The 25,193-nt window shown below is 44.4% G+C and carries 24 protein-coding genes; 8 read left to right on the forward strand and 16 right to left on the reverse strand.

Features of this window, described 5'->3' with window-relative positions; all coding sequences use genetic code 11:
• Nucleotides 1-40: 40 nt before the first annotated feature.
• From AB4307_RS18470 to AB4307_RS18490, 5 genes are all read right to left on the reverse strand, one after another.
• Nucleotides 41-1,351, reverse strand: coding sequence for a sn-glycerol-3-phosphate import ATP-binding protein UgpC (locus tag AB4307_RS18470; protein WP_372132866.1), 1,311 nt, complete (start codon nucleotides 1,349-1,351; stop codon nucleotides 41-43).
• The gene (gene ugpE, locus AB4307_RS18475) at nucleotides 1,341-2,183 is read right to left on the reverse strand and encodes a sn-glycerol-3-phosphate ABC transporter permease UgpE (RefSeq protein WP_372132868.1); all 843 of its coding nucleotides are present in this window, start codon (nucleotides 2,181-2,183) and stop codon (nucleotides 1,341-1,343) included. Before ugpE ends, AB4307_RS18470 begins: the two co-directional genes overlap by 11 nt.
• Before the next feature lie 38 nt (nucleotides 2,184-2,221).
• Complete coding sequence (locus AB4307_RS18480) at nucleotides 2,222-3,103, reverse strand: ABC transporter permease subunit (RefSeq protein ID WP_017071586.1); 882 nt, start codon at nucleotides 3,101-3,103, stop codon at nucleotides 2,222-2,224.
• 242 nt (nucleotides 3,104-3,345) lie between these two features.
• Nucleotides 3,346-4,638, reverse strand: a complete 1,293-nt coding sequence (locus AB4307_RS18485; protein ID WP_048612845.1) for an extracellular solute-binding protein — start codon at nucleotides 4,636-4,638, stop codon at nucleotides 3,346-3,348.
• A 305-nt stretch (nucleotides 4,639-4,943) separates the two neighbouring features.
• Nucleotides 4,944-5,546, reverse strand: coding sequence for a 2OG-Fe(II) oxygenase (locus AB4307_RS18490; protein ID WP_050621773.1), 603 nt, complete (start codon nucleotides 5,544-5,546; stop codon nucleotides 4,944-4,946).
• A gap of 387 nt (nucleotides 5,547-5,933) precedes the next feature.
• Between AB4307_RS18490 and AB4307_RS18495 the strand changes: the two genes are divergently transcribed.
• Nucleotides 5,934-6,722 (forward strand): MBL fold metallo-hydrolase, encoded by a 789-nt coding sequence (locus tag AB4307_RS18495; protein ID WP_372132871.1) that lies wholly within the window; start codon nucleotides 5,934-5,936, stop codon nucleotides 6,720-6,722.
• Between the two features lie 130 nt (nucleotides 6,723-6,852).
• On the opposite strand, the gene AB4307_RS18500 is transcribed toward AB4307_RS18495, so the two are convergent.
• A complete protein-coding gene (locus AB4307_RS18500) occupies nucleotides 6,853-7,281 on the reverse strand; it encodes an ATP-dependent zinc protease family protein (RefSeq protein ID WP_019824668.1) in 429 nt (142 codons plus the stop codon).
• A gap of 32 nt (nucleotides 7,282-7,313) precedes the next feature.
• Nucleotides 7,314-8,219, reverse strand: a complete 906-nt coding sequence (rimK, locus tag AB4307_RS18505) for a 30S ribosomal protein S6--L-glutamate ligase (RefSeq protein ID WP_019824669.1) — start codon at nucleotides 8,217-8,219, stop codon at nucleotides 7,314-7,316.
• 602 nt (nucleotides 8,220-8,821) lie between these two features.
• On the opposite strand from rimK, the gene AB4307_RS18510 reads away from it, so the two are divergent.
• On the forward strand, nucleotides 8,822-10,606 hold the full coding sequence (locus AB4307_RS18510; protein ID WP_248641787.1) for an SgrR family transcriptional regulator: 1,785 nt from the start codon (nucleotides 8,822-8,824) through the stop codon (nucleotides 10,604-10,606).
• 187 nt (nucleotides 10,607-10,793) lie between these two features.
• Nucleotides 10,794-11,855 carry an MBL fold metallo-hydrolase gene (locus AB4307_RS18515; protein ID WP_372132874.1) on the forward strand — a complete coding sequence of 354 codons (1,062 nt, stop codon included), beginning with the start codon at nucleotides 10,794-10,796 and terminating at the stop codon, nucleotides 11,853-11,855.
• A 111-nt stretch (nucleotides 11,856-11,966) separates the two neighbouring features.
• Here AB4307_RS18515 and AB4307_RS18520 read toward each other — a convergent pair whose 3' ends face one another.
• A complete protein-coding gene (locus AB4307_RS18520; RefSeq protein WP_372132876.1) occupies nucleotides 11,967-12,392 on the reverse strand; it encodes a MarR family winged helix-turn-helix transcriptional regulator in 426 nt (141 codons plus the stop codon).
• A gap of 97 nt (nucleotides 12,393-12,489) precedes the next feature.
• On the opposite strand from AB4307_RS18520, the gene AB4307_RS18525 reads away from it, so the two are divergent.
• The 4 genes from AB4307_RS18525 to AB4307_RS18540 all read left to right on the forward strand — a co-directional run bounded on the left by AB4307_RS18525 (nucleotide 12,490) and on the right by AB4307_RS18540 (nucleotide 15,840).
• Entirely contained in the window at nucleotides 12,490-12,981 is a 492-nt protein-coding gene (locus tag AB4307_RS18525; RefSeq protein WP_372132878.1) for a DUF2798 domain-containing protein, read from the forward strand.
• Between the two features lie 34 nt (nucleotides 12,982-13,015).
• Nucleotides 13,016-13,321: a DUF3861 domain-containing protein gene (locus AB4307_RS18530; RefSeq protein ID WP_017060575.1), complete on the forward strand. Its 306-nt coding sequence runs from the start codon at nucleotides 13,016-13,018 to the stop codon at nucleotides 13,319-13,321.
• 206 nt (nucleotides 13,322-13,527) lie between these two features.
• A complete protein-coding gene (locus AB4307_RS18535) occupies nucleotides 13,528-14,292 on the forward strand; it encodes a hydratase (RefSeq protein WP_017069213.1) in 765 nt (254 codons plus the stop codon).
• Between the two features lie 189 nt (nucleotides 14,293-14,481).
• Nucleotides 14,482-15,840 (forward strand): Na+/H+ antiporter NhaC family protein, encoded by a 1,359-nt coding sequence (locus AB4307_RS18540; protein WP_372132881.1) that lies wholly within the window; start codon nucleotides 14,482-14,484, stop codon nucleotides 15,838-15,840.
• A 201-nt stretch (nucleotides 15,841-16,041) separates the two neighbouring features.
• Here the strand turns inward: AB4307_RS18540 and AB4307_RS18545 are convergent, their stop codons facing one another.
• The 5 genes from AB4307_RS18545 to AB4307_RS18565 form a co-directional block, all read right to left on the reverse strand.
• On the reverse strand, nucleotides 16,042-17,238 hold the full coding sequence (locus AB4307_RS18545) for a multidrug effflux MFS transporter (RefSeq protein ID WP_524540949.1): 1,197 nt from the start codon (nucleotides 17,236-17,238) through the stop codon (nucleotides 16,042-16,044).
• 173 nt (nucleotides 17,239-17,411) lie between these two features.
• Entirely contained in the window at nucleotides 17,412-18,914 is a 1,503-nt protein-coding gene (locus AB4307_RS18550) for a methyl-accepting chemotaxis protein (protein ID WP_240698620.1), read from the reverse strand.
• Entirely contained in the window at nucleotides 18,895-19,752 is an 858-nt protein-coding gene (locus AB4307_RS18555) for a transporter substrate-binding domain-containing protein (protein WP_102394170.1), read from the reverse strand. The genes AB4307_RS18550 and AB4307_RS18555 overlap by 20 nt, the downstream gene beginning before the upstream one ends.
• A 221-nt stretch (nucleotides 19,753-19,973) precedes the next feature.
• A complete protein-coding gene (locus AB4307_RS18560; protein WP_017060579.1) occupies nucleotides 19,974-20,354 on the reverse strand; it encodes a hypothetical protein in 381 nt (126 codons plus the stop codon).
• A 155-nt stretch (nucleotides 20,355-20,509) separates the two neighbouring features.
• Complete coding sequence (locus AB4307_RS18565) at nucleotides 20,510-22,222, reverse strand: RluA family pseudouridine synthase (protein WP_372132887.1); 1,713 nt, start codon at nucleotides 22,220-22,222, stop codon at nucleotides 20,510-20,512.
• A gap of 279 nt (nucleotides 22,223-22,501) precedes the next feature.
• On the opposite strand from AB4307_RS18565, the gene AB4307_RS18570 reads away from it, so the two are divergent.
• Nucleotides 22,502-22,954 carry an NUDIX hydrolase gene (locus AB4307_RS18570; protein WP_372132889.1) on the forward strand — a complete coding sequence of 151 codons (453 nt, stop codon included), beginning with the start codon at nucleotides 22,502-22,504 and terminating at the stop codon, nucleotides 22,952-22,954.
• A 17-nt stretch (nucleotides 22,955-22,971) separates the two neighbouring features.
• Here the strand turns inward: AB4307_RS18570 and AB4307_RS18575 are convergent, their stop codons facing one another.
• The 3 genes from AB4307_RS18575 to AB4307_RS18585 all read right to left on the reverse strand — a co-directional run bounded on the left by AB4307_RS18575 (nucleotide 22,972) and on the right by AB4307_RS18585 (nucleotide 24,376).
• Nucleotides 22,972-23,409, reverse strand: coding sequence for a bifunctional diaminohydroxyphosphoribosylaminopyrimidine deaminase/5-amino-6-(5-phosphoribosylamino)uracil reductase RibD (locus AB4307_RS18575; RefSeq protein ID WP_372132892.1), 438 nt, complete (start codon nucleotides 23,407-23,409; stop codon nucleotides 22,972-22,974).
• 125 nt (nucleotides 23,410-23,534) lie between these two features.
• Nucleotides 23,535-24,089: a nucleotidyltransferase family protein gene (locus AB4307_RS18580; RefSeq protein ID WP_108207690.1), complete on the reverse strand. Its 555-nt coding sequence runs from the start codon at nucleotides 24,087-24,089 to the stop codon at nucleotides 23,535-23,537.
• A complete protein-coding gene (locus tag AB4307_RS18585; protein WP_017060584.1) occupies nucleotides 24,089-24,376 on the reverse strand; it encodes a putative quinol monooxygenase in 288 nt (95 codons plus the stop codon). The genes AB4307_RS18580 and AB4307_RS18585 overlap by 1 nt, the downstream gene beginning before the upstream one ends.
• Nucleotides 24,377-25,193: the final 817 nt, after the last annotated feature.

A 25,193-nucleotide genomic window follows, 5' to 3' on the forward strand; every position in this document is an offset into this window, starting at 1 on the left:
AGACGCACCGTAAAAACGCATTAAATATCAGTGTACTCGATTAAGCTAGAGCCGTCGTTAAGCTTGTCGCATCTTCGTGTGACTCCTGTGAGGTGAAGTTATTTGGGTGAATGCGTTTGCCAAGATTGTCAAAAATATGCAGGTTGGATTTATCGATGCTTAGCCCGAGAGGGACGGCTTGGCACAGCGTCGTTTCGGGTGTCACTGCAATAAAGGGTTGTTCGTTCACAAGGCCATGAACCAATTGATTTGGCCCTAAAGGCTCAACCACACTGATGCGTAATTCAAGTGGCAGCGCGTTCATGACTAAATCGGCACAAACCTCAGAGTGTTCTGGGCGAATACCAAGTGTGATGGCTGTATTTTTTACGTGGGCGTATTCGGGCAAGTACATTTGTTGGTCGCCAATCTCAAGGTAGCCGTCGTCGAGTGTTGCTGGTAAGAAATTCATCGCTGGGCTGCCAATAAAGCTTGCCACAAAGGTGCTGGCAGGCTGGTGGTAGACTTCTCTTGGTGTGCCGACTTGTTCTATTTGGCCTTTGTTGAGAACCACGATTCTATCTGCCAGTGTCATGGCTTCGACTTGGTCATGAGTCACGTAAACACTGGTTACGCCTAGCTCGCGTTGTAGCTTTTTGATTTCTAACCTCATGTGAGCGCGCAATGAGGCATCTAGGTTAGACAAAGGCTCGTCAAACAGGAACAGTTGAGGGTCGCGTACAATCGCTCGTCCCATAGCAACACGCTGGCGCTGACCACCCGAAAGCTTGGCTGGCTTGCGGTCTAGGTACTCTTCGATTTTCAGTGTCTTGGCGACTTTCTCAATCTTCTCTTCAATCACGTGTTGGCTGACACCTCGGTTCTTTAAACCATAAGCGAGGTTTTTGTATACCGTCATGTGAGGGTAGAGTGCGTAATTTTGAAAGACCATTGCGATATCTCGTTGAGCTGGCTTTTCGTTATCAACACGGCGGCCACCCAAGTGAATCTCACCGCCAGAGATGCTTTCCAACCCCGCAATTGAACGTAGGATAGAAGACTTGCCGCAGCCCGATGGGCCAACCAATACAAGAAATTCACCCTTTTCGATCTCAAGCGAGACATCTTTCACTGCACGATGACCGTTCTCATAAGTCTTTACCAAGTTTTTGATGCCTAACATGGTAGGTGCTTTGTGCGTATGGTTGTGAGTAGCTTGGGTGTGCCCTAACGTTTGTTTTAACTTTGGCATCGGGGTGTCCTCTGTATTTTTGTGGATAGCTTGGTGAGAAGGCAGGTGAGACATCTTGTACTCAGCGAGTGATTGAATGCGGTTATCGTTCATTTGATTTGTGTCGTTATTATTTTTCACTTTCTACTAGCCCTTTTACAAACCAACGCTGAAATACAACCACCACTAAAACGGGTGGCAACATAGCTAAAATCACCATGGCAAAAACATAGTCGTAGCGCGGTAAACTGGTTTCATTGATGTTGTTGAGTACTTGTTTGATGCCCATCACGATGGTGTTGTAGCCTTCGTCCGTGGTCATCATGATTGGCCACAGATATTGGTTCCAACCCACCACAAACATTATGATAAAGATTGCGGCGATCATGGTTTTAGACAGTGGCAATAAGATGTCGACAAAGAATCGAAATGGACCTGCGTTATCTAGCTGAGCGGCTTCTAACAATTCATCGGGGATGGTTTTGAAGAACTGCCTAAAAAAGAACGTCGCGGTGGCTGAGGCGATCAAAGGCAGAATTAAACCTATGTAGCTATTAAGAAGCCCAAGCCCAGCGACAACCTCATAGGAAGGGATAATGCGCACTTCTAATGGCAGCAAAAGCGTCACGAAGATCAACCAGAACCAGGCTGTAGCATAAGGCAGTCTGAAGTAGACCAAAGCATACGCAGCCATCATCGAAATGATGATCTTACCGATCGCAAAACCTAGCCCCATGGTCATCGAGTTGGCGATCATTTTGCTGGCGGTGACTTCGCCACTGAAGCCCATGCTTTTGTTCCAAGCTTCGCTATAAATGGCCGTAAAGTTATCGCCTGGTATCCATTGCAGGCCTTCGCTGACAATGGTGTTTGGGTTATGCGTCGAGCTGGCGAAGATTAGCCAGATAGGGACCAACATAAACAGCATCCCAGCAATTAAAATTAGGTGGTCAGAGACCTTATTACTTTTCATAAATAACTCCTGTCGCGTTAAAACCTAGCTGTGGTGGGCTAGTAATGAACACGCTTTTCTACAACGCGAAACTGGATAAATGTAAGAGTGAGCACCAGTAGTAAAAGCACTACTGATTGGGCAGAGCTGCCGCCTAAATCTGCGCCAACAAACCCGTCCCGATAGACCTTGTACACCAACGACGTTGTGCCGCCACCCGGGCCACCATTGGTCATGGTGTCGATCACGCCAAAGGTTTCAAAGAACGAGTAGGTGAGGTTGATGACCAGAAGAAAGAAGCCTGTAGGTGCGAGTAGCGGGAAAGTAATGGTCCAGAAACGTTTTGAGTCGCTGACGCAATCCAGCATCGCCGCTTCTTTTACGGCGTAAGAGATCGATTGAAGCCCAGCCAGAAAGTAGATGAAATTCACCGAAACCTGTTTCCACACTGAAACCAGAATCAGAGCAAACGTGGCATCTAAAGGGTCGGTTTGGAAGCTAAAGTCCCAGCCTATAACCGCAAATATCTCGGTAAACACGCCAATATGTGGGTTAAACAAGAAAGCACCGATTACGCCTGCAATCGCAGGAGCAACCGCGTAAACCCAAGTAAGAGTGACCTTGTAAGCGCCTTGTCCGTGAATGATGTTGTCGGCTTTAACCGCGAGCAGCAGCGCTAAGGCAAGCGATAAGAAAGAGACCACGATTGCGAACATTAAGGTGAAGCCAATAGAGTTTAGATACTCGCTCGATTCGAACAGCATTTGATAGTTCTCGAACCACACGAATATCGATGAGGTGCCCCAAGGGTCTTCTAGCATGAAAGACAGGTAAACCGCCTTTGCTGCTGGGTAGATAAAGAAAACCGCAATGATGAGTATCTGAGGCGCCAAAAATAGGTAAGGCAGCGGAGAGTGAAAGAATTGCTGACGTCGTTCCACAGGGTAATCCCCAAAAATTAGTGACTGTTATCACTGTTAGTTACGGTGAGCACTAGCGCTATAGCAAAGGAATGCATCCAGTTGAGTTGTAGTTTTTGGAGCAAGAAATGGCGCTAGTGAAGAATCTCCTCACTCCTTGCCATTGCGTTTTTAATAACGCAGTGACAAGTGGTGAGGAGCAATGAACGGCTTGGGCTTGTTAAGCCTTTAGCTCAGTAATCTGCTTTGGTTAAAAAGCTAAATTAGTTCATAGTACGAGCGAAGCGTTTCAGCAGTTTGCTGCTCTCATCTTCGACTTTATCTAGGCTATTCTCGACGCTAGATCGGTCAGCGAAGATATTGTCGAATTCACGATGCATCACTTCACGAATTTGAGGGTAGTAACCTAAGCGGTAGCCCTTAGTCCACTCGCCCGATTTTAGGCTTAGCTGCTTAACGCCCACTTCTGCATCTGGTTGTTCGTTGTAGTAGCCAGACTCTTTCGCTAGCTCATAGGCAGCCGTTGTTACAGGTACATAACCAGTGGTTTTGTGCCAGTAGACTTGAGTTTCAGGCTTAGTCAGGTAATCAAAGAACGCTGCTACACCTTTGTCTTGTTGTTGGTCATGGCCATTGAGTGCAAACAGAGCTGCGCCGCCAATGAAGGTTAAGCCTGCGTCTGGGTTAACCGATTTCCAGTATGGAAGGTATGTGGTGCCGAGTTCGAAAGGTACGCGGTTACGTAAGCCACCGAATGAGCCTGAAGAACCCATCCACATCGCCACTTCTTGGCGCTCGAAAGGGGTTTGGTTTGCATCCCAGTCGCTGCCGTAATACTTGTAGTAACCGAGATCTGACCACTCTTTCATCTTGCTAACGTGCATCATCATGTCTTTGGTGTTGAACATGATCTTAGTGGACAAGCCATCGTAGCCGTTGTTTTGATCTGCGACCGGTAGATTGTGGCGAGACTTAAAGTTCTCGAACATGATCCACGGTGTCAGAGATTGAGAAAACGCGATGTGTCCTTCTGCCTTCAGCTTCTTAGCGACCACTTCTAGTTCTTCATAAGTTTTAGGCGCGTCTGCACCCACTTCCGCGAGAAGATCTTTGTTGTAGTAAAGAACCGGTGTCGAACTGTTGAAAGGCATACCAACCATCTTGCCTTGGTTGTCGGCATAGAAGTTACGAACGCCCGCTAGGTAGTCGTTTGAATTAAAGTTGTAGCCCGACTCAACCAGAATATCCTGTACCGGTTTCGCGACGCCTTTCGCGTTCATGATGGTTGCTGCGCCTGCATCGAAGACTTGCAGAATATTGGGTGCTTCACCTGCTCGGTATGCCGCGATACCGGCTGTTAAGGTCTCTGTATATGACCCCTTGTAGATTGGCGTGATCTGGTAATCATCTTGTGATGCATTAAAGTCGGTCGCAATTTTGTTTACTGTTTCTCCAAGCTGGCCGCCCATTGCGTGCCACCAAGTGACTTGAGTCGTTGCGAACGCTGGCATTGCCGCTGTCGCAGAAAGAACGCCTGCCAAAATTAGCTTATTCATCTTCGTTTCCTTTTGGATGAAATCGATGTCGAGGTATTGGATTAGAGTGTTAACGAGACGGTAGGGGTGTCGTTTGAAGCTATCTTGAACAGGGCGTATTTCACTTAAGTGGCTAAACCGTTTCACTGATATGAAAGATTCATTTCGATTTCATTTAAGAGAAAAGTTATTGATGGTTTTGATATTTACTACGTACGGTTTTTGAGAGGTTTGTTGACCGATATTTGATCGGCATTTGTTCAATAAAAAAGCCTCTCGAAGGAGAGGCTTTGAATAAGCTAGAGCTTGTAACAATCGGCTTTGTTTTAGTGTGCGATATCGAGTTGGTTGTCTTTCACGCCGTTAATGCGGAACCAACCTGCAATACTGAATCGCTCTGTGTTGGTCGGCAGTACCTCGTGTGGGAACTGTTCAGACAAGAACACAAATAAGCGGCCTGACTTTGGTGGAATGGTCGCGATGTGGTTGTCTTTTAGATCGTAAACCACAAGCTCACCTGCGTCGTCTTCTGTCCACTCGTCGTTCATGTAGAACACGGTAGTCAGACGGCGGTTCTCATTGCCCTTGAAACAGTCTAAGTGCTTCTGGTAGAAGTCGCCTTTCTCGTATTTAGCAAAGTGCGCTTCGTATTCGAACAGGCCCAAAAAGAACGCTTGGTTTGCCGCTAAACGAATTTGTTCCATCTTGTCTAGAAACAGAGATGCTGGCTGACCCATATCGCGGCGCACCCATTGAATCTTGTCGCTACGGATGGTCGACTCTCGCGTTACTTCATCGTTACGGCCAATCCTAGCCTTTTTCCAGTTCTCTGGAATGCAATCCCTCAATGCCACCACTTCTTCTTGAGTTAAGAAGTCATCCCAAACGAAATAACCTTGGGTAGAAAGAGCATCGATTAATTGGTTCATGTATAGCACTCAGACAATAAATTAGAGGCGCATATATAGTCCTAATAACTTAGGTCAACAAATCACATGTTTTGTCGTTACGACAAATGGTGTTAGCAGTTAGAATCGCAAGGCCTATAGAGCAAGGTTTACGGCAATGCAGGCATTCGATAATGCTGAAAAATATCGGATGAAATGGATGGCTATCTTTGGAATCTGTTCCCGTTGCATTGAGTTGAATTGGATTTGAGTAACATTGAATTTGAGTGATTTAGTGGATTCCAATAGAAATCTTGATTCGAGTTCTCGATCCGTTTTTAGATTGTTGTTTTTAACAAAATGATCACAATTTAAGTCGAATTTGCTATTGTGTAGGTCTGACCAGTTGTTTTATCACAAGGAGCGGTTTTGCAACTCCATACCATCAAAGGCTATATCCAAGACATGTATCTCGTAGAGTATCCCGATAGGTTGCTGTTACTTGATGGTGCGTGCCGTGCGGATATACCCCATCTTAGGGCTTTCATTGAAGATGAGCTTGGCCGTGAATTTAGCGACCTACATACTGTGGTTGTGACGCACATGCATCCGGACCACGCAGGGGCAGCACATACGCTCAGAAAGCTCACTAATTGTCATTTGGTGGCAGCAAACCGAGACAAGGATTGGTATCACGGCATTGATGGCATTTTGATGCACCTGACCGACTTAGCGCTTGCTAGGTGGATGGCGAACCGTTTGGGAAAACCGAAAGCGAACTTGTGGTATTCAAGGAAATTAAAACCTGATTTTAAACTGTCTGATGGGGATAGCATTCCGGGATTTGATGATTGGTTGGTTCTAGAAACCCCGGGCCATACCGACAGAGATCTTTCTGTTTATTGCCCATCACACAGCGTGGCTTATGTGGCCGACTTGATGGTCGAGGTTAAGAAAAAACTGATTCCGCCGTTTCCTATCTTTCACCCTAATAAGTATCGAGCGTCTGTATCGCGCATTTATGACATGCAGCTCGATACCTTGCTGGTGGCACATGGCGGGCAAGTCGATTTCAGTCAGAAAGCTTTTGAACATCTGTTGATGAGTGCGCCAAGAAGACCTGTGACACATTGGCGGGTAACCAAAATCAAAACCAAGAAATTACTGTTATCGATTTGGCTATTTGGTTTTCAATCTCATAGTAAATCGAAGAAATAGATCAGAAGTCTGAATGCAAAGTCGTGTATTCAGAGCTGAAAGTAGAAATTGAAAAATAGATAGCAATAAGGCCAGTCATGAGACTGGCCTTATTTAGTTATAACCTGTGGAGCGGTTACGATGACTCTGATTAGTGAGTCAGCAGGAATTCACCCGCTGGATCAACAATCACTTTGTCACTCATGCCTTGACGACCAAGCAGCATCATATAAGTCATATCTTGACGGTTGCTTAGCGTGATATCGATAGGCCATTCCTGACCGCCGATTTTTAGCATGGTTTCAATCACACAACGGTGTTCAACTTCGCCGTTCGATGATTTGATTCTTTTACTTGTTTTCAGCTTCGCTTTGCAGCGTACTGTCTCTTCTAGGTGGTAAACGTCTGGGTGAAGATCGAATTCAACGAAGTTCTCACCGTCTGTTTTTACACATAGTAGATTGTCTACGTGTAGAGAAGAGGTTTTAGCCCCTGTATCAACACGTGTATGTAGTCCAGTTATCCCTAACTCTGGTAAGCAAAGTGCTTCTGTATTCCCTATGATCATTTTATTGTTCATGTCATTTCCAATCATGAGTTAACGGCGTTAAATCAGCCTTTGCCACGAGTACGGTTAGCGTTTGGTTTTGCATTTTTTTCGATGAATTCGAAAATCATGTCTGCTACATCTTTACCTGTCGCTTTCTCAATACCTTCTAGGCCAGGAGAAGAGTTAACTTCCATTACAACAGGGCCATTCTTAGATTGTAGAATATCAACACCACATAGGTTTAAACCCATGATTTTCGCAGCATTGATTGCTGTAGCGCGCTCTTCTTTGGTTAGTTTAACCAGTTGAGCTGTACCGCCACGGTGCAGGTTAGAGCGGAATTCACCCTCACCAGCTTGACGCTTCATCGCTGCAATTACTTTGTTGCCAACAACAAAACAACGGATGTCTGCGCCATTTGCTTCTTCAATGAACTCTTGAACCAAGATGTTCGCTTTTAGGCCCATGAATGCTTCGATAACGCTTTCTGCTGCTTTGTTTGTTTCAGCTAGAACCACACCGATACCTTGAGTACCTTCAAGAAGCTTGATAACCAGTGGCGCGCCACCTACGTTTTTGATCAAGTCTTGAATCTTATCTGGGCGGCTAGCGAAACCTGTTTTTGGTAAGCCAATACCTTTGCGAGACAACAGTTGTAGTGAGCGCAGTTTGTCGCGAGAACGACTGATTGCAACTGACTCATTGATACAAAAAGTGCCCATCATTTCGAATTGGCGAACAACCGCAGTTCCGTAAAAGGTAATGGAAGCGCCAATACGTGGAATAACAGCATCGTATTGAGGTAGCTCTTCACCCATGTAGCGAATCTTCGGATTGTTACTCGCGATATCTATATCGCAGTGCAGCGTGTCGATAACATCGACCTGGTGACCACGTGCTTCTCCAGCCGCTTTTAAGCGAGAAGTAGAGTATAGATTTTCGTTGCGAGAAAGAATTGCGATACGCATGGCGTTTCCTTAGTTAATACCTGATTGGTAACTGCAAATAAATTAGTTGTTAGCTGAGCTTTCAGTTTTTCTGAGGCTCCTTGCTTGCTTCGGGGCGAACCTTAAGGCTTTTCGTTTAACTAAGAAAACGAATTAAATTTGTCGAGTCGACAACAGAAATTTATCGAATGCGTGAGTGATTGGTACAACTGGGTTGAGAGGGGATTTGGAATGGAAAAGCGAGTTGAGACCTAACTCATATTGGGGGTAGGAGCATATTAGGTTGTACTCAACTCGCGTTAACTCGGTGCTTAAAAGTGTACTAATAACGCCAGTTACATAGCTCTATAAGTGTTCGTAGTGCTTCTCTTTCGAGCTTGCTACAGGTGCTTTTTAGCTTATTAAGATAGTATTTTCTCATGATGATTACTTCTCTTGTATTAGGCTTTGGTGGGAACTCAAAGTTCCTTGCTGACCCATTAATTATGGTCATTTAACAGGAAGTAATAAACAGACGGTTTTTTGGTAAGTTGTTCCTGTTTTTGTCTTTTATCGTCACTTAGAGACAAATGTGTTTTATAATCGGCTTTATGAGGAAGGGTTGTTTCTAAAAGGTTCATTATTTGTCTGATCTAAACATGATGCGTTACTACACTCGGCTGGATTCGTTTGAGCCTAACATCTCACATTCGGTGACTTTGACTGAGGTGGCAGACAAGCTGTTTACCAGTTTGCGCCATGCACGAACCTTACTCGGCAAGATGCATCAAGCTGAATGGGTGGTGTGGGAGCCAAAAGTCGGCAGGAATCAACGTTCTAACCTGACATTGCGCTTTAGCAATCAACAACTGACTCAACATGTTGCCAGCAAGCTGATAGAGCAGGGTAAGTACGAAAAAGCGCTCTCTATTTTGGATAATGACCGCGCAGTGTTTGGCTCTCTTCTCCAAGAAACATCCGGTGCGACGATGCGTGAAGGGTTACTGCACGTCCAATTAACCTACAAACGTAAGTTCGAAGATCTGTTTCCGCACCATATTCACCGTAGTAGTGAACGATTTTTGATCAGGCAAGTGTTCAGTTGTTTAGTGACTTGTAATGGCAAAGGGGAGTTGAAGCCTGAGCTGGCGCATCACTGGCAATATGATGCTGAAAAGCTCGTTTGGACTTTTTATCTGCGCCCGGGACTTACTTTCCATGACGGACAGCCTGTGGATGCTAAGCAATTAGTTTCGATGTTTTCTGCGTTGCAAACTTTACCTTTCTATCAGACAGAGCTCGCCCATGTCGCTTCAGTTTACAGTGAGCAGCCATTGAGGATCAGCTTTCAACTCACCAAAGCAGATACCGGCTTTGCTGGTTTACTTGCTGGCGTTAAATATTCGATTCAACCCGCAGCGCAAGTCACCCGTGAACCGTCTCCATTAAGTTCTGTATCCCACGCTGTTATTGGAACCGGCCCATTTAAAGTGGTTGAGACCAACAATGAACGAATCAAGCTCGCCGCATTTGAGCACTATTATGGTTGTCGCTCGTTAACCGATGAGGTGACCATCTGGCAGTTTGAGGAATCAATGACGGGCACTGCTCGATTCGATGACAGCCAAATGCACGTATCGCCATATGAAGATTCTTCTTGCTTCCATCAGTTAGGGAAAAGCGATGCGGACCTTGTTTCAGCAGACACAGACGGCCTTCGTAGCCGAGTCGAAGATGGGTGTTTGTTTATCCTATTCAATCAGAACTCAGCGGCTAGCCCACTAAATAATGAACAGCGCAAATACCTTTCAGAACTGACCAACCCACAAGCGATTTTGTCTCAGCTGGAACACAACAAGGGTTTGTTTAGTGTCTCTTTAGCTCAAAATATACTGCCAAGTTGGCAGAAATTGTATCGAACGCCTTCGAAAGAGACACAACTGCCGAAAAAGATGAGCATAGCGGTTTACGACTATTATGCGTTGTATCGATGTGCGATTTGCGTATCCGACATACTCAAACGATATGGCGTGGAAGTTGAGGTGAACACCTACAGTTTTCGAGAGTTGGCGCAGCTCTCTCAGAGTGGCGAGTTAAAGGAGGATCTGGTGTTGTGTAACCTCAACCTCGATGATAATGCTCCGTCTTCGCTGTTCTCGTGGATGATGAACGATCCTGTTTTGCACTCTGCTTTGGGAGAGATGAACAGCGATTGGCTCAAGCAGCGCTTGGATAGTCATAAAGCATCCGTTGAACTGCCTAATTACTTGGCAGAGTTAGAACCTATCGCGTCCACTCTGATCTCAGATTATTGGTTAGTGCCTATGTTCCATCACTTACAGACCGTTCGTTTCCAAGGGATTCTGAAAAACGTTGCCATCACCAACTGGGGATGGCCAGATTTCAAGAATGTATGGTCTGCTGATTAACCTTTCTTACTAGTTAAATAACTAAGTTAACTCGTTGCCAAAGTTGATTTTTCCAAAATCGACTTTGGCACGCTCACGTCTATATAAATCAAAAATTACACTCATCGGTTTACTTTTTGGTTTTGGTATGTAAACTAGTCGGTGTAGTTTATGTGTTGGGTCTATCCCAACCGATGAAGAGAGACCAATGAAAAAATATCTATTACCGATTTTAGGAGTACTTGCCGTGGTCGCTATCGTAAGCACAGGTTCACAATCAAACGACAATCTAGATAAGCTTCCAAAGAAGTTTGCTAACAGTGAGTTGGAATACAAATCGGGTATGTCTGATATTTTTTCAATCTTGAAAGCATACGTGACTGTGGAAAGAAACGAGCCAGTGCCGCGCGCTGCATTGCCTTTGATTCCAATGACATCTGAGCAATTGATCGAAGAACAAGACGACGTTGCGTACCGCTTAGGTCACTCCAGTGTGATGATGAAACTGGATGGGAAGCTAGTGATGGCTGACCCTGTGTTCAGTGATCGTGCATCACCGGTGCAATGGATGGGACCAAAGCGCTTTCATCCGACACCAATCACATTGCAAGACCTACCCGATATTGATGTGGTGGTGATCAGCCACGATCACTACGACCATTTAGACAAAGGTGCCGTTAAGGTGCTCGCCGACAAAGTGGGGACGTTCTTAGTGCCATTAAGAGTGGGCGCACTGTTGGAAAAGTGGGGCGTGGATAAAGAGAAGATCATCGAATTAAATTGGTGGGAATCGGCAACGGCCTCAGACATTGAGTTCACGTTAACGCCGACACAGCATTTCTCTGGACGTGGCTTGCTTGATCGTGACCAAACACTGTGGGGTAGTTGGGTTATTAACGCTTCAGACAAGAAAGTCTTCTTTAGCGGTGATTCTGGTTACTTCAGCGGCTTTAAAGAGATTGGTGAGCGCTATGGGCCGTTTGATTTAACCATGGTTGAAACGGGCGCGTATAATTCTCTTTGGGCGGATATTCATATGTTCCCAGAACAGAGTGTTCAGGCGCACATTGATCTGCAAGGTAAGGTGATGATGCCAATCCACAACAGTACCTTCGACCTTTCTATGCATGATTGGCAAGACCCAATGGAACAAGCACTGGCGATAAGCAAAGAGCGAGATGTACAAATGGTAAGCCCGGTGATGGGTGAACGTTTGGTGATCTCAGAGCCGGTACCTGTTCAGGCATGGTGGAAACTAGCATCGAATTAGAGCTGTCATCCAAATAGACATAGCTAAACCACTAAGCTGTACAACCCAACTTATACAAAAAACGCCACCGATCTTATGATTCGGTGGCGTTTTTTCGTTTTATTTTGAAGATCAGCTTTCTAAGTTCAGCGCCATTTTCTTCGCAATTTTTCTGAATTGTTCTAACTCATCTTCGGCCATGCCTTTGGTCATTCTCTTCAGCATATCTCGATCGATATCCGAGACCTTACTCATGATCTCTTGACCCTTATCAGTCAGAACCAATAACTGGCTGCGCTTGTCTTCCGGGTTCGGAGACTTCTTCACAAGTTCCTGGTTGATCAAAGCATTAATAAGCCGAGTGACCTGTGCTTTATCACGATCTAGGAAGTGTGCGATATCGATAGCGGTACATGGAGATTTCTTAGTGATGATCTTCATGACACGAATGTTCATAGGTGCGATCTCTGAGTCTAAGCTCTCAATCTGTTCGCTCATTTGACGTTTCAAAGAGTGCACTAAACGAAAGATAGACTCTAGCGATGTGTTATCAGACATAAACGATCCTTAGAAATGTAGTTGACATTATCAACTACTGTATTTATAGTTGACATTATCAACTTAATTGTTCGTAAATTCAAGACAGGAAATAGATATGACGATTCAAGCAACTCTAACGCCAACTCTTCCTGAGCAAAAAGGCACACCGGTTTTATACAAAATTTTGGTCATGATGAGCTTAATGCTGACGATTGGCGGCAGTTTAACGGCTGTGATGACTTACATGAATGTCGGATTCGGCGAGGCATTTATTGGCAACTGGCTTTCTTCGTTAGCCCTTGTTGTCGTGATCATGATGCCAATGGGCGCGGTGATGATGGCTTTAGTCACTAAAGCCGTTGCTAGAGTGTTCACAACTTATAGCGAGAAAGTTCGCAACCTGATCGTAGGACTGATCATGGCATTCATTATGGAGTCCATGATGGCATTTGTAACAGCGGCAAATAATATTGGATTTTCGGATACATCGGCGTTTACCAGTGGATGGTTTAATGGATTTATTGCCGCACTTCCCATTGGCCTTGCGATCATGGTCGTGATGTCGATGACGGTTAAACCTAAGCTCGAACGATTCATGAAGAGCTAACCAAAACACTTTTTAAGCATTTTAGGAGGTCCAAATGAAAGCATTCACAGGCAAACACAATAACTACCGTATCACTATCGAAGAAGTGAACATCAAAGAAGATCGTGAACTTCAAACCATGCAGTTTGAAATTGAAGACAGAGAAGATATGTTCGCGATTGTTGAGAAGATCAAACATGACAGCGGCTTAGACGAGCAATCAGCAGCGCGACTAGGAGTGAGCATTCGCTTGTTAGGCCCATTGATGATGCAAGATAGAAAACACCCTCTGTTTGTTGATTTCATGCCTCACTTCAGAAACTTCATGCAGAATTTGAAGAAGACGTTGAAAGGGCAGTAAAGCCTGAACATCAGTAACACATCGAAAAGCCAGTAACGAACTTACTGGCTTTTGTTGTCTTTAAATCAAAATTATTTCAGTTGTTTGCGTCTAGAATATGCGAAAATTTATAGCTGAATTTTCGGTGTAGCACCGTTGTTGAATTGTCTATTCAAGCTTTAAAAAATCCGATATTATACTGGTCATAAAACTAAAGGTGGTATTATATGACAAATGTATTTAAGCAAGCAGCTGAAGAACTGTTGAGTCGTCGCGTTGCTGGCACCAAAGCACCAAGATTGGACGAACAGTACCGTCCGAATAACTTGGAAGATGCGCTAAAGATCCAATCTTCAATGATCGATTTGAAAAGCGATAAAGTCGGCGGTTGGAAGTGCTTACTTCCTCTGGCTGAAGACAAGTTTGTTGTTGCGCCAATCTTCTCGGGCAGCGTTCAACAAGGCGAAGTTTGTGAACTGTTTGCAGACAACGATGTAGTGCGTGTTGAGCCTGAAATTGCATTTACTCTTGCTAAGAGTCTGCCTGCAAACCAAGAAGGCTACAGCGAAGAGCAAATCAACGAAGCGATTGGTTCTTGTCACATGGCACTTGAGTTAATGCAATCTCGTTTTGCGGATGACAGCGGCGCTGAGTTCTATGAAAAGCTGGCCGATGGCCTAGTAAACCAAGGTCTGTTCATTGGCCCTGAGATTGATCGCGAAAAAGCGTTCACTTCTGCAGAGATCAGCATTGAAGTGACTCAAGGCGAGCAAGTTCAAGCATTCGACGGTAAGCACCCGAATACACTGCCACCAAGCCCAATTTACTGGTTGATTAACTACATGACGCGTCGTGGTGTTGATTTCCAAGCGGGTGAAGCCATTATCACGGGCTCTTACTGCGGTATCGTGGAAATGGAATTCGATAAGCCAACGACCTTCCACTACGAAGGCATTGGCGAATACCAAGTGACGTTCAAGCAGAAACGCTAACCTCAAGCGACGCACTATCTGTTATCGAAAGGCTGTTTACTGATGAGTAAATAGCCTTTTTTATTACGTGATGCTCAATAGGGTTCTTATTACTTTGCATTAAATTAGGCGTTTAGACGTCTAGACGTTGACAAGTTCTAAGTGTGACATTAGTCTGCTCACCTTCCTGTTCTATTGTGTTGTCGTTCCATGTCCAATTCAAAAAATTCTAACGCGGTAATTGCCCCTTCTGCAGTGGCGCTTATCCCTCTGATCGTTTTCCTTGCGCTGTTTATTGGCGTGGGTACATACCTGTCGCTACAAGGCGTCGATTTTGCTTTCTATCAACTTCCAGCTCCGATTGCGGCTCTGCCTGCTGTGATGTTAGCGTTGCTATTGAGCAAAGATAAATTGAACCGTGCGATTGAGCAGTTCTTAGGTGGCGTGGGTCACAAAGACATTATCGCAATGTGTATGATCTACCTATTGGCGGGTGCTTTTGCTGCTGTGGCTAAAGCTTCTGGTGGCGTGGACGCGACGGTAAACCTTGGTCTATCGGCTATCCCAACGAGCATGATCCTACCGGGCATCTTCCTTATTTCGGCGTTCATTGCGACAGCAATGGGCACCTCTATGGGTACTATCGCTGCGGTTGCTCCTGTTGCACTAGGCATTGCTGACTCAGCTGGTATGAGTATTCCTCTAACCGCTGGCGTAGTGCTAAGTGGCGCTATGTTTGGTGACAACCTTTCTATCATCTCAGATACCACGATTGCCGCGACTCGCTCGCAAGGCTGTGAGATGAGAGACAAGTTTAAAGAGAACATCCGTATAGCACTTCCTGCTGCACTTATCGCGATTGTTATCTTTGCTTTCAACAGCACAGCAACTCAAGTTTCTGAAACAGGCCCAATTGAATGGCTGAAAGTCCTTCCGTACATCACTATCCTAATCCTTGCGGTATCGGGCATGAATGTGTTCGTTGTGTTGACGATTGGTATCTTGCTAGCGGGTGGAGTGAGCCTAGGTTCTATTGAGAACTACGGTATGACGGATTACGCTCAAGATATCTACGCAGGCTTTGGCAACATGCAAGAGATCTTCTTACTGTCGATGCTGATTGGTGGTTTGAGTGAGCTGATGCGTCGCCAAGGTGGATTAGCATTTCTGACTAACTTAGTGAGCGGTTTGATTCGTGCATTTGGTTCTTCTCACTCTAAGCAAGCGAATGGCCGCGCAAGTGAGCTAGGCATTGCAGGCTTGGTATCAATGGTGAACCTATGTACGGCAAACAACACCGTAGCAATCATTGTTTCTGGTAGTGTGGCTCGCCAATTAGCTGAAGAGAACGATGTATCTCCACGCCGCTCTGCAAGCTTGTTGGATATATTCTCTTGTGTGATTCAAGGCGTGTTGCCTTACGGTGCGCAGGTATTGCTGTTAGGTTCGGTATTTAACCTATCGCCTTTGGATATTGTAGCTAACTCTTACTACTGTTTTGCTCTTGCAATCGTGGCTGTGGTTGCTGTGTTTATTAAACACCCAGCACGTCAAGTGGCTCAAGCTTAGTAACAATTGACCAAACTGAGTGCTCACTGGCTCTGATAAGAAGGCTCCTTAATAGGAGCTTTTTTGTGCGTGAAACTCATGGCTTGAAAATTCAATGTACGTCTTCAAATACAAGAAAACCGCCTATGTAGACGGTTTCTAATTTCGTTATAGCGGTTTTCAAGTTTATTGTAGTGTGAATGACAATTAGGCTTGAGAGCTTTAATTCAGCTTATTAGTCACGAACTCTTTGTTTCTGACCATTAGCCACATCAGGCCGCCTAGCGTACCGATGGATAATTGGATAAAGCCTAGGTTTTCAATCAGTGACTCTGGGCGGATTGAAACTAATACCATGCCAAGCGAGCCACAAATCATGCTGAAGAACTGTATCAGTGCGACGGCAGAGCCCGTGTTATGATCTTGTTGATTCAACATCAAGTTGGTCCCCGGTACTCGCATGATGATCGCCATTAATGTCGCTGGTGCAGCGATGAACATGAAGAACCAAGGGGACAGGTCGCCAATGGTTAGGGTGAAGATTCCCGCAAGCGCTAATAAAGCAAAACATCCTGAGATGACCTTTTGAACCGGCATTCGGTAGGACAACTTCATGTAAATTGTTGGACCAAATGAGGCGCACAGTGCATTGAATGCGAACGCGTAACTAAACTGTTGTTCGGTCAATCCAAAGTGATCGATGTAGATATAAGAACCCGCCGCAAGAAAGCCCATCAACGCCATCGGTATGATAGAGAAAATGACCAGCAGCTTGACGAACGAGCGGTTTTTCATGACCACGCCCATTCTTCCCCATGATCGGAATATAGAACCTTGGTATTTGTTTTCGAGTGTTTCTCGGTAGCAGCAAGCTAATACTGACGCAAATGCACCAAAAATGGCGAGCGTGACAAACATCATTCGCCAAGAAGCAATTTTCAGTAGAAAGGCACCAAATACAGGCGCAACCATTGGCGCGATGATCACCAGTGACATGATAGTCGCCATGATCTTTTCACGTTCTCGGCCGTCATAAAGATCTTTGACAATGGCGGTAGCGATAACGGTGATAGCACTGCCAGCAAAGGCTTGGAATACACGAGCACTAATCAACTGTTCGATGCTATTGGTCATCGCGCACAATATGCTCGCGACCATATAGCTCGCTAATCCAATTAATAGGATCGGCTTACGACCAAATTTTTCGCTGAGCGGCCCCCAGAACAAAAGACCGATGGCGTAAGTAACGAAGTAGCTGCTCAGGGTTAGGTTGACCATTGATCGGTCAGTATTAAACACCTCGACCATCTGCGGAAGCGCAGGTAAGTAAAGGTCGATGGTCAATGGAGGGAAAGCACTTATTATGACGAGAAAAAATAGCATACCGGTCTTTCCCAGTACTGGTTGTGGTCTCTTCAAGGTGGCTCCCGTTGTCCAAAATAGGTTTTTAATTGGTGTGATAGTATCTTTAGGTTTTGTATGATTAGTTATCTCAAAGCTCTAAAATCAGCAAGGATTTGTGACCTCTAAATGTTTAATATCGAGTTGAAAGGTTCAAGCCAGCAAGTACCTATGCTGGCTTGAGGGTATACTTAGAACTTAAATTTAGCAATCTGAGTGGAGAGGACAGTAGTTTGCGTCAAGATATCATTGGATACGTTTGCCAAATCGTCATTCACGTTAACTAGTTCTTTTGCACTACTATCAAGAGACTGCATGTCATTTGCGACTTTTGAACTAACGTTTGACTGCTCTTCGCAGGCGGATGCAACAGAATCTACCATGCCATTGATGGACGTTACGGAAGAGATAATGCTCGATAGTGCTTGCTGTATTTCATCTGCGCTGGTTTTTGTTTGCTCCACTAAAGCTTTCGAGCTCTGTGTTGCAACAAATGACTCGTTTGCTTCTTTTTGTAGGCGTTCAATAATAGATTCAATTTCATTGGTTGAATCATGGGTTTTAGACGCTAATGAGCGCACTTCATCCGCAACAACCGCAAAACCACGGCCAGACTCACCGGCCCGTGCCGCTTCAATAGCTGCATTCAATGCCAATAAATTAGTTTGTTCCGCAATCGCTTTGATGACTACAATCACTCGACCTATATCATCACTGCTTACTTTTAGTGAATTCGCACATTCCGCTGCACTTTCCAGACTTACGACCAAGTCATCAATATTACGTTCATTGATATCGATTGTGTGACCACTTTGCTGACAAAGCTCGAGTGCATCATTTGATTGATACAGCGTATTTTCCGTATGAACAGCAATTTCTTTGGTTGCTAAATCAAATTGCTCAATGCTGTGCAAACTTTCTTGAGTTAACAAAGATTGTCGTTGGCTTTGTTGGTTCATTTCATCACGTAGTTGCGATATACCGTGGCCACTCTTATCCAACAGTTTGGTCGTGTTCGATGTTTCGAGAATGATAGATTGAATAGTAGCAACGAATTGGTTGAATGCTTTCGCAAGTGATGTGACTTCATCATTGCCTACTTCCGCAACACGTGAAGTGAGGTCTCCTCCACCAGAAGCAATTTCATTCATTGAATCAGCCATGTTTTTGATGGGCCTGACGACTTTTCTATCGAGGACTATGGAAATCAGAATCAGGCTAGCAATAAATATGCAAAGCAAAATACTAATCGCAAGTTGCATAGAGTTCATTAAATTAGCATTCGTCACATCATGGTTAAAACCAACATTAACTTTACCGATAGGCAATGAATCCCATGAAATAGCCATCGATGAGGATTCATCAATGTCACGTGGATTAACACTACCTAATATGTTGTTATTTTGATCGAGCACTTGAATGTTTGCGATTACGTCATTATTTGAATACGCTTCAATGATATTAAGTATCAGTGTCTTATCGTATGCATAAACAGGTTCTTGCAATATCACACTTAATTCAGAGGTTATACGCTGGATTTCTTGTGAAGATTTATCAGTAACGTTTGATTGGTTAATCATAAATTGGATTGGCAAAGCGATAGCAGCAACAATAAGCATCACTGCAGCGATCAGTAAAACCATTTTTTTTGTTATTTGGTTCATAAAAATGTACTCAGTTGGCAAGCGGATCAAAGAAATATTTTTCTGGGATAGAGCGGGTGTCTTCGGTCAGATATGGATTTTCAAGATCGATAATAGTTCGCTCTGAAAGGTTGGCCCGTGAGAGCGCCATTCTTACTTCGGAGTCTTCGAAAAAGAGTTTCTCATAGGTGCCATCAGCGAAAATTTCTTCAACCACTTCTGTGATGTGTTGCTGAAGTTTTGTGTTTTCTTTTTGGACAAAGAGCATATATGGCATGCGATAGCGGAGCATGACATGACTATCAACAGCTAAAGGTAGTTCTGGGTATGATTGCATTTCTGCAAATGGTTCCATGACACCACGAGCAAACAAGTGGCACCGATTACCAGCAAGCATCATCTCAAAAATATTTGGATATTTAAGCGATTTAGCGGTTTTTATACCATTGGCATCAAGAATGAATGTGTCTGGCCATGTTTTCCCTGAACAAACTTTAAAGCGCGTGAAATCCGCTTTAGATCTTACGTTTGCGAGTAATTGTTTATCTTTTTCATGAATTAATCCGATTCGCATACCAAGCATTCCTCGATATATAGGGAACAATATTGGAGCAAAGCGTTTTTCCATGTCGAGACTGGTCGCTGACCAATAAAGGTCAATCTCTCCCGACTCTAAATCCGCCATAACTCTTGATTGAGCAGGTTCCCCTGTTGCTTGATAGACAAACTCGATTTCATCGAATCGGCTCGAGCGATTAACAATTTCTTGAACCAAAGTAAGGTGCAGTTTTTTGTCATTCGGTTTACCTGGCAATCTTAAAGGTTCAGCGTAAGTTATTTGGCAAGTACTAAAAATAAGTATCAAAAAAGTAAAAATGGAGCGAAACATTCTTGGTTCTATAGGCGTGTGATTAAGTGGCGGTAATATCGGTTACCGTGTGCTATTTTGATACGAAATTAACGCCACATTGTGACTTTTCTCTCGTTTTGTATGGGTAATTTAATGCAAGGTCGGATCTGAAATATAAGCATGTAAATATAGGTTTCCAGCCCAATCAGGGTAGCTTGTAATCGCCAGCGACACATTGTAATGATTATCGACTTGGCTTGTTATCTTTTCTTTGGGCGTTTTTCGACTAAACCGTTACGCTCTAAACCACGTCGAACGCTGCTGCATAGTTTACCAAAGCGGCGCAGTTCTTCGAAGTTAGGGCCTTGGCCAATGGAAATACTGTGCTCCCAATACATTAACTCGCTGTCGACCATCTCAAGTAGTTTCTTAGAGCAACCCGAGCAATTTCCTTTTGGACCACAGATAAACGTCTCTGACTCGTAAAGTGGGAGTTCGTTTTTAACTTCTTCAATTAAGTTAAGCATTGCCGAGTTTAAGTCTGGCTTTTTGGATGTAATTGGCTTCAAGCTTGGTGCTTGAGTTGCAATTAATGGGGAAGTCAGTTTGTTAGGTTGTAAATTCAAAGCAGCTGATGACATATCAAAGGCCTCAAGGAGAGAAGAAGGTGGGCATGCTACTCTTCACAACAAAGTGAATCTTGATGTAGTGCAATAAGCGTGGATATATACCCAAAAGAGGTAGGAGCCACAAGCGGTTGTGACTCCTTGTCAAAGCTCGGTACTAATGAGAGATTTTAGAATTCAGCGTCGAACTGGAATTCCATCCACTCTTTGGTGACTGGGTGGTGCAGCGCAAGTCTTTCTGCGTGTAAGTGCAATCGGTCGGCTTTATTGCCATACAAGCCGTCACCGACGATAGGCATGTTAAGGCCTTCTTGGTGTGAACAGTGAACACGCAACTGGTGTGTACGCCCTGTTTTAGGATGCAGGTAAACCTTAGTGGTTTGCCCGTTTCGCTCAATCACTTCCCATTTGGTTTCTGCTGGCTTGCCGTGTTCGAAGCAGACAATTTGACGAGGGCGGTCATACAAATCACCACGTAATGGTAGTCGAACATAGCCTTCATTTTTTGTTAGAACGCCTTCAACCATTGCCACGTAACGCTTTTCGACTTCACGAGTAATGAACTGCTTCTGTAAGCTCTTGTTCGCACGTCGTGTGAGAGCGAAGATTAGAATGCCAGAGGTCGCCATGTCTAAGCGATGAATCACAAATGGGCCTTCAACATCGGGATGCATTTCTTGAACACGTGTGTAGGCGGAATCTTTGATGGTTTTACCCGGCACGGATAGAAAACCTGCTGGCTTGTGTACTACCACGATGTGCTCATCTTGGAACAGAATATCCAGCTCTTTGCCTTCTGCTGGGTTCTCTAGCAATGGGTTTGGATCGACTTCTAGGCCTTTCATCATATGGCCTAAAATCGGCACACATTTACTCTGACAAGAAGCGTAGTATTTCTTGTGCTTGCGGATTTCCGACTTTGGAGAGCGGCCCCACCAAAATTCAGCCAATGCCAGTGGCGTGTAACCATGTAAGTACGCGTATTGCAGCAATTTAGGCGCAGCGCATTCACCAGAGCCAGCTGGTGGTATCTTGTTTGGCGTGTTTTCAAAGATTTGGTTAAGGTCTTCAACGTTTCCTTCCGCATTTTGGAAAGCGTATTGTGAAAACAACTTGTGTTGAAGCTGATGAGAAATGTGTGCTCTTTGCTCTTTTAGCTCAGCCAGTTGAGTGTTGAACACATCAACTTTAGCTTGCAACACTTGCAGGGTCTGTTCCCAGTTAAGTTTTAGGTACTTCTGCTGGTTCTTGTCGGCAACACTGGCTTTGTTTAGCTCATTATTTAGCTGTTCGAAAGCTTGCTCATCAAGGTTTTCTTTACCTTGTTCACGTTGTTCTTTACGCGTTTTTCGGCCTTCAATAATCAATAGACGTTGAGCTTCAATCTCTTGCTCGGCTTGCGCTTTTTGCTGTGCCAGTTGCTCGCACAATTCAAGGTATTCAGTATTTGCTTGCAGCGCTTTAAACTCAGCGTTGACAGCCATCATGTCGGCTGTGTCTTGATGGAAAAAGCTGTCGCTGCTGAGCATGTCGAACACGGGCGGTACAAAGTGAGGCAGTAGGTTTTGGTCGGCGATTTTCCCTGAAAAAGCAGAGAAGTACCCCAATTCACCTTCAGGGCTTTTCACCAATAACACACCAAACATTTTGCCGCGACCAGCGTCAGTATCAAGTCCGAAGTCATGCTGCCAGTCGGTTTGAGTTTCTAGATATTGTTGAAGCTGATGAGAAGCGATTTCACACAATGGGTGCGGTTCGTAGTAGAACGGGAATGTGAAACGCTCAGGCAACGAATATGACTCGATCGGCTGTTGAAAACGAGTGAAGCAATGCTCAGGTGTGTGGCTGTTTTCTGAGTCGTGCGTTGGTTTTGATGAGTGCATAGTCGTATTAATACTTATATCGTGGTGATAAATGGTTGTGAGTCTACTGTGTATGTTCAGAGACGTTAAACACAGTACAAGGCGGCGATTCTACTCTTTATCGAAAAGCGCCTCAAATAAGAAATAGTTCTATTACTGGATAGCCAAGCGACGAGCCTATGAGTTATGGCTTGAACGCCATTAATTGATGAGTAACTTCTCGTTTTTAATCATAGAAGACAATTTAACAAACCAAGGGTGGTAGCCTTGCCGCCCTCTTATTAAAACTAAGATAACGTTATGATTCCACTCAATACTTCGATTGTTTCCGGTGTCGCTATTTCAGAGAGCGACGGACAAATGAAAATGCTATTAATGAAGCGTGTTAAAGGTGAGTTTTGGTGTCACGTCGCAGGCTCGATTGAAGCGGGTGAAACAGGCTGGCAGGCTATCATGCGCGAGTTTGAAGAAGAGACCCAAATTAAAGTGGAAGCTTTGTATAACGCGCAGTTTCTGGAGCAGTTTTATGAGGCGCACGTGAATGTGATTCAGCTAATCCCTGTGTTTGCGGTGCTATGCCCACCCAACCAAGCGATTGAACTGAATGACGAACACACCGAGTACCGCTGGTGTAATTTAGAAGAAGCAAAAGCGTTAGCGCCGTTCCCCAACCAACATGCCGTCTACGATCATATTTGGTCGTATTTTGTCGATAAGCCAGTCAATCCGCTTTATCGAGTGAAATTGAACTAATACTGGCTGTTTAAGATCTAGGACTTACCAAGGTAAGGGGCTAAAAAGGTGCTCACTTGCGCTTGGCATAACCCCACATCTACCTTCACACCGTGCGATTCAAGGATCGCAACACCACGACCATTATTGCGAGGGTCTGGGTCTAGCATCGCCACGACTACGTGTTTTACACCTGCTTTAACCAATGTATTGGCGCAAGCGGGAGTTCTGCCAACAAAAGAGCATGGCTCTAAAGTTACGTAAGCGGTAACCCCCTCCATTGTTCCGTCCGTTTTGTCGTTATAACTATTCAGTGCTTCAACCTCGGCGTGGTTTCCGCCGACTTTTTGCGTGTACCCAACAGACACCACCTTATCGTTCTTCACCAAAACACAGCCTACTGGCGGGTTTGGTTGGCAATCGGGTAGGGCTTGGCGCGAAGCTTCAAGTGCTTGCAGCATATATTGTGGGTTCATGATCGTTACTCAGTATGACGAGGGCGCAGCAGTTGGTGAAGTGCGCGTTTGGTTTGAGAAGTGGGGCATGTTCGATCTGATTGGACTTTTAGTCAATGGTTTTAGCGTTTGAATTCGACTGCTAGTTAACTGTGACTCATCGTTAACTTGGGCCACTGGGTTAGCCAACCTTTGGATTGCACTCTTTGATCAAAGATATCTCGGCTACGCTTTGGATTGGGTGTGATTTGCAAATCAAACAAACTCTCTAAGCCAAAGGCAGAAATACACTCGATGTTTCCATGGAGGCTTTGTTTCACGGCGACGGCGGTTTCTTTCTCTGGCCAATAACTCATCGCATCCAATGAGCCTTGGTAAGGTTCATCCCCATTTCTAGTGTGCATGTAGGCTTGATTGCGAACTTGCCAATTCAGTTCGGGTAACCGTTGTTTAAGCTGAGCCTCGTATCTAAGATCCGATTCGTAAGAGGTATCAATGGGATCAAAGTAGATCACATCAATATCATTGAATGGAGTCGGGGAGGCATAACCATGCTGGTGATCCCAAACGAGGTTTCTCACAAAGCCCGCAGCGACATAACACTGCGGCAAATCCAACTGAGCGACACAGTCTAAAACCTTCATTCGTAAGGGATCTTGTTTGATCAACGTGACGATGCGTTTGGCTAGCGGATGTATCATTATGATGTCGGAACATCAGTGACTTGGTAATGACGTGTCACGTTCTGGGAGATTTCACCCCATTCAGAGGCTTTTACTCGCTGTTGGTGCATTTCGAATGCTTCTCGGCTAGTGAATTCTTCATACACTTCAAAGCGATTAGGTTGAAGCGTGCTTTGACTGACTCGAAACACAATACAACCAGGTTCTTCTAGTGTCAGTTCTTTGTGCACAACCAAGGCATGTGTCACTGCTTCTAGGTCGTTGTCTGGCACTAGAATATGCCCTTGCAGAATTACTTTACTCATAATTACGTCCATTTAATTACGTCTATTTAATTTGGTCCATTACGGATTTTTTCTATCAAAAGCTTTATCCGTTACAAACATAATCCCATTTTGATGTTGTGACGTATAGGCTAATGTGGCGATTATTTGCTCACATTGAATGCATTTATAGTTACACCGTAACATTGGGGCGATGTAATCAATAAATGACAAGACACTGGAACTAAATCCGCGTTGGTCCGGTCTATTAAATTAGTATCATTGAACTGTATTGATACTGAAATGAATTTGTCATCTGAGAGAACTAACCTTAATTTTGAACAGCGGCTCATAGGATTGAATTGAGCCATAGTTGATATCTAGGTCATACTTTGATGTAAATGGTACTCAAAACTCTATATATTTTGTGATTTGTATCATTGATCTGGGCATCAAACACCGTTAGATTCGAATGGTTGGCAATAAAAATAGCTCATGAAGAGCAGTTAAAGAAAAGGAAATATCCCTTATGAAAAAAATGAGAAGAGCACAGCTTCATCGCGTTCGTATCCAATACTGGAAAGACACGTCAAAAGAAGCATCAAAGAAATAAGCTTTAAATCGTAAAGCTTTAAAAGCTGAAAAGCTTAATAAAATGCAAAATGCAACAAACTGATTTCATTAGCACTCTCAACGACCTTCATCTGGTCGGCGACTAACGAAATCATCCCCAAAGAGCTGGCAGGCATTAACAACAATGCAATTCAATGTCAGCTCATTAATACCCCCTCTAAGTTTACCTTCGTTTGTTAAACCTGTTACCCCAAACTAAAGCTTGTTCCTTGTTCCTTGTTCCTTG

Source organism: Vibrio sp. 10N.261.52.C2 (genome assembly GCF_041471425.1).
Taxonomy (GTDB): domain Bacteria; phylum Pseudomonadota; class Gammaproteobacteria; order Enterobacterales; family Vibrionaceae; genus Vibrio; species Vibrio crassostreae_C.

Excerpts from the sequence above, each read along its gene's own strand:
- AB4307_RS18540 (WP_372132881.1), top strand. The coding sequence starts at position 14,482 with ATGTCCAATTCAAAAAATTCTAACGCGGTAATTGCCCCTTCTGCAGTG.
- AB4307_RS18485 (WP_048612845.1), bottom strand. The coding sequence starts at position 4,638 with ATGAATAAGCTAATTTTGGCAGGCGTTCTTTCTGCGACAGCGGCAATG.
- AB4307_RS18565 (WP_372132887.1), bottom strand. The coding sequence starts at position 22,222 with ATGCACTCATCAAAACCAACGCACGACTCAGAAAACAGCCACACACCT.
- AB4307_RS18535 (WP_017069213.1), top strand. The coding sequence starts at position 13,528 with ATGACAAATGTATTTAAGCAAGCAGCTGAAGAACTGTTGAGTCGTCGC.
- AB4307_RS18585 (WP_017060584.1), bottom strand. The coding sequence starts at position 24,376 with ATGAGTAAAGTAATTCTGCAAGGGCATATTCTAGTGCCAGACAACGAC.
- AB4307_RS18555 (WP_102394170.1), bottom strand. The coding sequence starts at position 19,752 with ATGTTTCGCTCCATTTTTACTTTTTTGATACTTATTTTTAGTACTTGC.
- AB4307_RS18490 (WP_050621773.1), bottom strand. The coding sequence starts at position 5,546 with ATGAACCAATTAATCGATGCTCTTTCTACCCAAGGTTATTTCGTTTGG.
- ugpE (WP_372132868.1), bottom strand. The coding sequence starts at position 2,183 with ATGAAAAGTAATAAGGTCTCTGACCACCTAATTTTAATTGCTGGGATG.
- AB4307_RS18575 (WP_372132892.1), bottom strand. The coding sequence starts at position 23,409 with ATGAACCCACAATATATGCTGCAAGCACTTGAAGCTTCGCGCCAAGCC.
- AB4307_RS18500 (WP_019824668.1), bottom strand. The coding sequence starts at position 7,281 with ATGAACAATAAAATGATCATAGGGAATACAGAAGCACTTTGCTTACCA.
- AB4307_RS18520 (WP_372132876.1), bottom strand. The coding sequence starts at position 12,392 with ATGTCTGATAACACATCGCTAGAGTCTATCTTTCGTTTAGTGCACTCT.
- AB4307_RS18580 (WP_108207690.1), bottom strand. The coding sequence starts at position 24,089 with ATGATACATCCGCTAGCCAAACGCATCGTCACGTTGATCAAACAAGAT.
- AB4307_RS18525 (WP_372132878.1), top strand. The coding sequence starts at position 12,490 with ATGACGATTCAAGCAACTCTAACGCCAACTCTTCCTGAGCAAAAAGGC.
- AB4307_RS18515 (WP_372132874.1), top strand. The coding sequence starts at position 10,794 with ATGAAAAAATATCTATTACCGATTTTAGGAGTACTTGCCGTGGTCGCT.
- AB4307_RS18560 (WP_017060579.1), bottom strand. The coding sequence starts at position 20,354 with ATGTCATCAGCTGCTTTGAATTTACAACCTAACAAACTGACTTCCCCA.
- rimK (WP_019824669.1), bottom strand. The coding sequence starts at position 8,219 with ATGCGTATCGCAATTCTTTCTCGCAACGAAAATCTATACTCTACTTCT.
- AB4307_RS18570 (WP_372132889.1), top strand. The coding sequence starts at position 22,502 with ATGATTCCACTCAATACTTCGATTGTTTCCGGTGTCGCTATTTCAGAG.
- AB4307_RS18530 (WP_017060575.1), top strand. The coding sequence starts at position 13,016 with ATGAAAGCATTCACAGGCAAACACAATAACTACCGTATCACTATCGAA.